This window comes from Mucilaginibacter sp. P2_D11 (genome assembly GCF_056404435.1).
Window position 1 is genome coordinate 22,758 of sequence record NZ_JBFUEA010000032.1, and the last position, 8,957, is coordinate 31,714.

7 protein-coding genes and 1 pseudogene are annotated in these 8,957 nt (G+C 43.8%); 6 read left to right on the forward strand and 2 right to left on the reverse strand.

Annotated elements, in window-relative coordinates:
- The first annotated feature begins 249 nt into the window (after window positions 1-249).
- Genes AC1DXC_RS26860 through AC1DXC_RS26885 form a run of 6 tightly spaced genes read left to right on the forward strand, consistent with a single transcriptional unit; the run spans window position 250 to window position 6,678 of the window.
- On the forward strand, window positions 250-1,239 hold the full coding sequence (locus tag AC1DXC_RS26860; RefSeq protein ID WP_477462262.1) for an ABC transporter substrate-binding protein: 990 nt from the start codon (window positions 250-252) through the stop codon (window positions 1,237-1,239).
- Window positions 1,236-2,879, forward strand: coding sequence for a hypothetical protein (locus AC1DXC_RS26865; protein ID WP_477462263.1), 1,644 nt, complete (start codon window positions 1,236-1,238; stop codon window positions 2,877-2,879). The genes AC1DXC_RS26860 and AC1DXC_RS26865 overlap by 4 nt, the downstream gene beginning before the upstream one ends.
- Window positions 2,863-3,633: a hypothetical protein gene (locus tag AC1DXC_RS26870; protein ID WP_477462264.1), complete on the forward strand. Its 771-nt coding sequence runs from the start codon at window positions 2,863-2,865 to the stop codon at window positions 3,631-3,633. The genes AC1DXC_RS26865 and AC1DXC_RS26870 overlap by 17 nt, the downstream gene beginning before the upstream one ends.
- Window positions 3,634-3,636: 3 nt before the next feature.
- Window positions 3,637-5,178, forward strand: a complete 1,542-nt coding sequence (locus AC1DXC_RS26875) for an asparagine synthetase B family protein (protein WP_477462265.1) — start codon at window positions 3,637-3,639, stop codon at window positions 5,176-5,178.
- Window position 5,179: 1 nt separating this feature from the next.
- Window positions 5,180-5,929: an ABC transporter ATP-binding protein gene (locus AC1DXC_RS26880; protein ID WP_477462266.1), complete on the forward strand. Its 750-nt coding sequence runs from the start codon at window positions 5,180-5,182 to the stop codon at window positions 5,927-5,929.
- A complete protein-coding gene (locus AC1DXC_RS26885) occupies window positions 5,908-6,678 on the forward strand; it encodes an ABC transporter permease (RefSeq protein ID WP_477462267.1) in 771 nt (256 codons plus the stop codon). The genes AC1DXC_RS26880 and AC1DXC_RS26885 overlap by 22 nt, the downstream gene beginning before the upstream one ends.
- Before the next feature lie 552 nt (window positions 6,679-7,230).
- Here the strand turns inward: AC1DXC_RS26885 and AC1DXC_RS26890 are convergent.
- Together AC1DXC_RS26890 and AC1DXC_RS26895 are read right to left on the reverse strand one after the other, a co-directional pair.
- On the reverse strand, window positions 7,231-8,334 hold the full coding sequence (locus tag AC1DXC_RS26890; protein ID WP_477462268.1) for an AAA family ATPase: 1,104 nt from the start codon (window positions 8,332-8,334) through the stop codon (window positions 7,231-7,233).
- 407 nt (window positions 8,335-8,741) lie between these two features.
- Window positions 8,742-8,957: pseudogene (locus tag AC1DXC_RS26895) on the reverse strand (IS4 family transposase); the annotation flags it as partial.

The following is an 8,957-nucleotide window of genomic DNA, read 5'->3' on the forward strand; positions in this document are numbered from 1 at the left end:
GAAAAGTTTAAATCAGTTTTTACATATACCAGTTGCCATAGCTTGTAGGGACATTTATCAGCTTGGATGTATAGACTAATTGGGCAAATATTTTAACTAATAAGATTTTCACTTAGGTTGTAGTGATTCTTCCGCGTTAGCGTTAATATTATTTATTAAAATATTAAACAAAAGATAGATATTATTTTAAATAAATCGTTATCTTTAAGCGTTTTAAGACCTATTTTTAATATCTAAACCTTTCACACAATGAAAAAACTCAGCTCGCTTGTGCTCGCAATAATGCTTTTTGGCATTTTTGCTTGTAATCAACCCTCAAAAACTACAACTTCAGATGCGCTCCAAAAAATTACGGTAGCGCAATTCGGCCAAGAAAAGTATTTAATCTACCTGCCTTTTTACTTGGCCATTGAAAAAGGCTACTTTAAAGAGGAAGGATTGGACATCAACATTAAGTTCTCGGGCAATGATGACCAGGTATTTGCAACCGTGCTCAAAGGTGATGCCCAGTTTGGAATCGGCGACCCGGTATTCACCGCGGTTTCGAGGGAAAAAGGTGCTAAAGGCAAAGTGATCGCCGCAATTGTGGATGGGGTATCCGTTTGGGGGATTTCGAAGGGCGGTGGTAAAGAAATCACCGGACCTAAAGATCTTGCCGGTTTAAGGATCGGGACCTTTCCTGCACCATCAACTGTATATACACTGATCAAAAATACAATCGATGCAGATCCCGTCCTAAAAGCTTCCAAGATCGTCCAGGCACCCATCGGGTCAGGATTAGCTTTGCTGGAAAGCGGATCTGCGGACATCGCAATGGAACTTGAACCAAATGCATCGCTTGCTGAAAGCAAGGGTTATAAAGTCGTTTACTCGATGGCAAAATCTTATGGCTCGTTCGCTTTTACAGGTGTGACCACTACCGAGGAATATATTAATTCCAATAAACCCACGGTGCAGCATTTTGTAAATGCGCTATCGAAAGCGCTTGCGTTCGCAAAAAACCACCAAGATTCCACCATCCTGGTGGCGCAGGGGCTTTTTTCGATGCTCGACAAGACAGTGGTATCCAACGCTGTTAAGCGAATGGTCGCTGATAAAACGATTCCAACTTCTGTAGCCATTTCCGATAAAGGCTGGCAATTAGCGCTGAAAATCAGGAAGCAAGTGGGTGATATTAAAACCATCAAACCTACCTCCGATGCGGTTGATAATTCCTTCGCTAACAACGCGAAAAAATGATAAGACAAAGTTTAAAGGTGTCGCTTTCCACAGATGCCGTAATTTATCTTCCTTTTTATTTAGCCTATTTTGGCGGCGAGTTCGCCGACACGCCATTCGGCCCAGTCGATGTGAAAATTGTCGGCTTGGAAGATCCGCTGTTCAATTCTGCTGACGAACAGAAAGTTAAGAACAAGACTCGTACCGCATTGAAACCGCGGCTTCGCGGTGATCTTGCCATGACCGCAGACGTATTATTGGAAGTTGCTGATATCGGCATTGGTGACCCGGGCTTTGCTTGTATCATGAAGACCGAGAAAAAGGAATTGTACAAAAAATTTTTCAATAAAGCATTCTTCAAAGACTACATACAGTTTTTCGATCTCAGGCAATTCGATGCTGATTCTTGTGTCAGGCAACTGGCTAATACGCTGGGCAATAGCATCGATCAGGTCCCCGAATTCATTGATGAACAATTGAAAAGGAATAAAGATCTGCGAATATTGGCTGGATTGATCAGAAAGCCAGGACTGAAAGCCATTGTCGGTCAGTCGAAAGATGAATTTTTCAAAGCGAATACTGATCTGAATGAGCATGTCCACAAAGAAAAAGATTTACTCCGGAGTCAGCTGGATGATCTGAAAAAGAAATATTCCATATTCACTTACCCCACACCGGCAACCTCTGCCCAATATGTCGAACAAGCACTGGATTGCAAAATCGGTGGACACCCATTGGACTTTGGTGCAGAATTGCAAAATCTGAAAAAAAATGAAATCTGTCTGTCCTGCGATTTTGTTGCCCTGGATTATTTGCACGAGCGGGAGGATGCTGATAATTATATAATTGACGACTTGGTAACGAGCGGCGACATGCTGATGTGGTCGGGATTCGTCGCAGATTATTCCCGGTATGAAAAAGACAAGAAAAAATATCGGGCATTTGCCTACGCGATAGATAAAGTGCTGCATGAATTCAATGCGTTTGTGGAGAACAGGGATCGCTTAGGGCTGGAAAAATATATCTACAATATGCTAAGTAAGGATCAGTCGAATCGGGCCTATATTATCAGTGTATTGATCGCAGACAGTCAAATCGCCTCGAAGTTCAGCGAGCGTATGAATAATCCGCTGATGCAGATAACCCGCCAGATTGCTGACAATATCTTCCGTTGGAGAGGGAAAACAGTCTCTATGTATTATGCATCTTCGCGCATATTGTCCGGTACTGAAATGGCCAGGGTCCGAAAGGACAAACATTTCCGTGCGCACTTTGATGCGCAGAATTTTGCGCATTTTCATGAGATCAGCGCAATTTTGGAACTACGGAAAGATCAGGATGCGCAGATCGAGCATATGGTTTTTCCGGATGTTTTGTGTAGCTGGAGAAGGATCGAAAAACGAATTATTTATATCCGAAAGCGATTCAAGTGGGTGTTTCAGGCACTATACAATAATAATTTTTGGGAGAGTATAGCCATCGTCTTTGCCTTTCTGAGTTTACTGGCGTTCGTCAATGGACTGTTTGATCCAATTTTTACAGGAACAGACCGCAAATGGGAATTATATATACTTGGTGGGCTCGGGCTGCTCGCGGGGGTTTTGTTTTTGCTGAGGACACTGACCCGAAAGTATATGTATGTCTATGGTGGTAAACAGTAACTTAACTAAGCTAAAATCGTTTTTTAGCGACCGGCATGGCTCACAAAGAACAGACACATTACGCCTACTGGATCAGTTTGTTGGCCATCGAGAACACGAAGATATCCAGTTTATCATGTTATGGGGAGCAAGTAACAAAGCCCATGCAACCAAAGCGGATAAAGATGGTCTTCTTTACCTGTTCCATTTTCTGAAGCGGGTCGAGCATGCGTACGGTTTGAAAGTGAACTTGAACTTGATTTTTACTGATACCCATGCACATCTTAACGGTTACACAAAAGAGTATTATGAGCGCTACATTACCGAGATCAGTTACCATATCCGTAAACATGGATATTCTTTTGTCAGGAGCTCCGAATTAAGTGGTCGGTTCGCGCGGGACATGGGCTATCAAGGCATGATGGATTATGTAGAGGACATCATCCAACAACCGGAAGAACGCTTTGGAAGTTGGAATATGCCTGTACAAGTTAACAATCTTGTGCCTTTTTTTGCTCACTATGCTTTAAAGCATTGTAGAAGGATCGCGTCGCACGAAAGTGGCCTTTTCTTTCAAAATGAACGACTGGCGGCTTTGGGGTATTTGACATTGGCTGCTTTTGATAAACGTGTGATAACGGAGACCTACCATGATCACGCATTTATCACTTATATGTCCCGCGAAGAAAGTCTGGTCCTTCCAGATTTGCCGGTAATTCGGCTTTACTCTATTAAAAGTGGTTTGAGGACTCGGCCATGGTTTATTAACGATTGATATATGTGTGGAATTGTAGCAGCATTTTCAGAAAGAGCAACGGATAGTCAGGTGCTTGACCAAATGTTGAAAGCGGTTCGCAAACGCGGCGACGCTGCGCCAACTTGGCGTAAGTGGCATGGTGCGTGTTTGGGAATGGTCCGGTTAATGATCGTTGACCGAGAAAACGGCGAACAGCCCGTGCTGAATGAAGACGATACTATCGCGGTGGTGTTCAATGGTGAAATTTATAATCATCATGTGCTGCGCGAGGACTTGATTTGCCGGGGACATTCCTTTAAAACGACATGTGATACAGAAGTGCTTGTTCATCTTTATGAAGAATATGGGGAGAAAATGGTTCATCATCTTGAAGGGATGTTCGCCTTTGTCATTTATGATATACGGGAGGATTGCTTTTTTGCAGCCAGAGACAAAATGGGAATAAAACCGCTCTATTATTGTCAGATCAATCACGACTTGTATTTCGCATCAGAATTGAGCGCTTTTTATCATTTGGAGGCAGACGAATATCAGGAAATTCCGCCTGCAAGCTACATGACCAAGGAAGGGCTGTGCCGCTATCACAGGTATCAAACAAGTCCGCTCGTGACCGACGACTTTACTACAGCCAAGGCGATAGTGCGAGCAATCGTGGAAAGGGCCGTAAAAAAACGGGTGGATACTGATCTTCCGATCGGTGTATTTCTGAGCGGCGGTTTGGATAGCTCCATTGTTTATCTGCTGTCCCTCAAATATCATCCCGACACCATAGCTATTGTAATTGGCGACGATGACGCTGAAGATGTTCGTTACGCCATTAGATTGTGTGAGTTACACGGCCAGAAATATATCCACCTGAAATACGATAAGTCGGAACTATTATCGAAAATCCCAGAGGTGATCCAAGCCATCGGCACATTTGAAATTAACGTCGTTCGCGGTTCGACGTTGTCTTACCTGTTGTCGGAGGCCGCGGCAAAGAATGGTTTAAAATTGGTGATCTGCGGCGAAGGTAGTGATGAGATATTTGCGGGTTACGGCGATTTTCTACATGCCAAAGAACAAACTGCTTTTGACAAAAAGACTATGGGTTTCCTCGATTCGCTTTATCGTACGCAATTGCTGAGAATAGATCGCACAGGGATGGCATTTGGGGTAGAGGTTAGAGAACCGTTCATGGATCATGTACTTATAGATTATGCTATTCGCTTGCCGATGTCCTATAAGATCAATTTGATTGGTGGGCAGCGCCTGACTACAAAATATATATTAAGGGAAGCTTTCCGTGATCTCTTGCCCGAAGAAATCTATCTGCGGGATAAAATGACGCTCATGGAAGGCGCCGGTGCAGGTCCGGTGAATAAGGATCGCGGTATGTTTTTTGATTTTGCTGCTGGAAAAGTATCGGAAGAAGACCTTATCAAGTTCCAACAAGATTTTCCCGAATACCGGCTGGAAAGCAGGGAAGCCGCCTATTACTTCGAACTTTTCATGAAGCATTACGCAAAAGCTGGATTTGCCAGGGAAAGAACGTTCAACGCAGTCGTAGAAATCAAAAAATAACATGATTAATGTAGAACATATCAGTAAAATATTTTGGGTCAAACCTGAACCGCTTATTCTATTTGACCGTTTAAGTTTTCAAGTAGGGAAAGGGGAGATCCTGACTATTCTCGGTCCAAATGGATGCGGTAAATCAACGTTGCTCAATATGCTTTCCGGTGTCGAGCCCGTTGGAGAAGGTCGCATCCTGTTGAATGAAAGTAAAAGCGTTTCTCACGAGTTAGTCGCATATATGCTGCAAAAAGATCTGCTATTGCCTTGGTTATCTGTGATTGATAATATTCGGTTAGGCGTCAAGATAAAAGGTTCCTGGTCGGCGGCGACTGAAGTAAAAATCGACCGTTACTTGAAAATACTCGGTATCGTCCATCTGAGAGAAAGTTACCCAGGGCATTTATCGGGCGGTGAACGTCAAAAGATCGCTTTGGTCAGGACCCTTGTGCTGGAAACACCGATCTTGTTGTTAGACGAACCTTTTTCGGCGATCGATTATAATTCTAGGCTGGAATTACAGCGAACTATTTTCAATTATGCCAAAGAAAACCAAATTACGGTTGTACTCATTTCCCACGATATCGACGAGGCGATTTCCATGAGCGACCGCATTATTATGATGGACTTTCGTCCGAATGGCATAAAAATGGACTTACTGATCAATTTAAATATCTCAGATCGAAATCCGGTGACCGCCCGTTTCGATCCTCAATATGCTGCTTATTATCAAACCATATGGAAGAACTATCCCCGCTAAAAAAAAATAGTATGCGTTTGCTCCGATTAATGCCGCTGTTGCTATTGCTGCTGGCTTGGCAATACCTGTTTTCAGCGACCACCCGGGGGGCATTCCTTTATAGTAAGCCTTCGCTCATCGTGTCCTCGCTCTTGGACAATATCAAGAATGGTTTGTTATTAAAAGATTTGCGTGCAACGGGCTTGGAAACGTCATATGGCTTTTTGATAGGTAACAGCCTCGGTTTAATGGTAGGGTTTTCACTTTGGTATTCTAACAAAACCGCTTATATTAGTAAGCCCTATATCTTGGCTATCGGTTCTATTCCGATCTTCAGTTTGGCGCCAATGACCATTATCTGGTTCGGAACAGGAATGTTCGCGAAAATCATGATGGCCGCCATATCAACTTTTGCAGTCGCGGTTACGCAATCGTTCCAGGGCGCACAGCATGTTGATGAAAGTCAAGTTCGTTTATTAAAGACCTTCGGCGCGTCCCGTTGGGTTGTTTTCAAGCGATTGATCGTTCCCTCCTCTTTTATATGGGTCATCAGTTCTTTACGACTAAATGTTGGTTTTGCATTACTTGGCGCATTTATAGGGGAGTTTATCTCTTCCGACGAAGGCTTAGGTTTTCGGATCATGAAAGCCAGTAGTCTTTACGATACTGCAATGGTATTTTCCGCTTTGATCTTGATGATATTGCTGGCATTCCTCTTTAACGGTTGTGTACGTTTACTGGAAAAAAAGCTGCTTTTCTGGAAGAATTAACTATTGCCATCACGGTCGGAAACAATATAGTACCAAAAATGATCTCAATTTAGATAAAGATATTAGAGATATAGCGGCAGATACGACAGAATGTAAAATACGAACGATAATGTTTTACGTTCCTAAAATCTGACATGCAGCCTTTCATATTGTTTTGGTTATTGAATATCGTTTTAATTTTTGTTGTTTACTGCAACAACCTATCGCCAGCAATTGTGCTATTTTGCAATAACTTTAGGGATATTAAAAGGTATTACTAATATTTTCAAGTTTTCCATACTTCGGTACCATAAAAGCAGTAAAAATAACTTAAAAACGGGTCGAAAATTTTGTTGCTCATTTGTTGCTAAAAATCAATAACTTAATAATAATCAAAGCTAAAGCACTTTGTTTGTCAAAAAAATATTGATTCTAACGCTTGTATACCTTGCAGTTGAATTTAGTTACGTTAAGGAAAAATAGAAGCGCAGATAATATCGAATATTCAACTTCGAAATTTACCTTCATTATTCGATGTTGAACATTCGGTGTTCGATATTAAAATTCATCTTCCTAACTCTTCTCCACCCTCTTTATCGCCCTAAACACCGTCGTTTGCGCACAATTTAACTGGCGCGATATCTGCCGCACGCTGTGGCCCTCGGCGTGTAGTTGGATGATTTGCTCGTCCGTAGCTTTGCGTTGCCGGGATGTTTGGGTTTGCAGGTGTGGGGCTTCGCTGCCCTGGCCCTCGAACGCGAATTGGAGCAAGCTGCCCTGTTTTACGATTCGGCAAAACTTAACCATGCCGGCACTAAAAGCCAAACCGCTGCTGCGTTGTTTTACCTGCTTAAGGTAGCGCAGGCCGGGGCTGCTTTGGCTTTCGCCGATAGCGAAGGCACTGTCGGCAAAGTTCATGAGCATTTTGCTGCCTTGCAGATCGTTGCGGGTGATGGGCCGGGCGGGGTTACGCTTGGGCGTATGCGCCAGCACCAGTATAGATAGCCCCCAGTGGTTTTTGATGTGGTTGAGGCTGCGCATGAGTTTTACGGCGGCGGCGGTGCTTTCGGTACTGCTGCGCAGGGCGGTAATGTTATCGATGATAATGGTGCGCGAGCCGGTGCTGACGATGATATTCTCGAAGGAGTTGATGAGGTAATCGTGATAGTTGGCAAACTTGCGCTCGCGGCTGGCGGCGGGGTTGATGATAACGCGGTAAAAATTTGGCGAAAAGCGATGCATTTGGCCGTCGGGCCCGGTGTAGCGTTTGGCAAACTGCGCAGCGCTCAGCTCAAAATCGAAATACAGCACCGGTTGGGGCTGCTGCTGTACCGGCATATCGCCCAAGCTCTCCCCGCGACTGATGGCATCGCCTAACTGCACAGCGAGGATGGATTTCCCCACATTGGTATCGGCAAAAAGGATGCACAGTTCGCCTTTAAACCACAGATCGCCAAAGAGCATATCGCCTGCAGTGGGTTCGCCGGGAGGGAGGTATAGCCAGTCGTCGGCTTTTTTGATGATAAAGGCTTCGTCGTCGGTTATGGCGCGGGCCTCCTGTTGCTGTAGTAGTTTGCGCTGTTTCGCGGTAAGGGGTATTCCCCGCGACTGCGAACGCATCAGTTCAATTTCCGGCGGGCGCTCAAATAGCGGTTCATCCGTTGGTTTAATGCTCATAAAAATTTGATTATGATGCAAGTTAGCCAAACAAGAGCAGGCAAATGGTGACACAACTGCGTCAGTAGGTATTTTTTAGCGCTCCGCAAAAGGTTTTTTTGGAACACTAATACGACGAAAACGCTCCGGTTTTACATCCATATTCGTTAAAAATCCCCTCCGAAAACGGGCGATTTAGACCATTTTTTTGACTAAAAATCATAAAAAATAGGAGAAAAACGAAGGTGTTTTTGAGCGTAATGGCAAGGAATTACTCTGTTGGTAATTGTTATCGCCCCAAGATTTGACTCACCCCGACGGCCCGCAATACGCGGGCATCGACCCTCTCTGCTGCGCAAAGAGGGTGAAGAAAAAAGAAAAAAGCCCCAATTTCTCCACGAATGGTCGGAAGAAATTCCGGCCATTTTTTATGTTTTAAAAAAGAGGCCTGGATCACCGCCGCATTGTATAACGATCAGAGCGATTGCCAAGTCTCTGACTTCCATAGCAAATCGTCTTTTGGAAGTTTTATAGCCCTGTTTATTCCCTTTTTTGTAGATCAACACCAGCATACTGGTTATCAATGTCATATATAACATAACCTGCAGTCCATTTTGATTAAGGGAAACCAGGTGAGATACGTT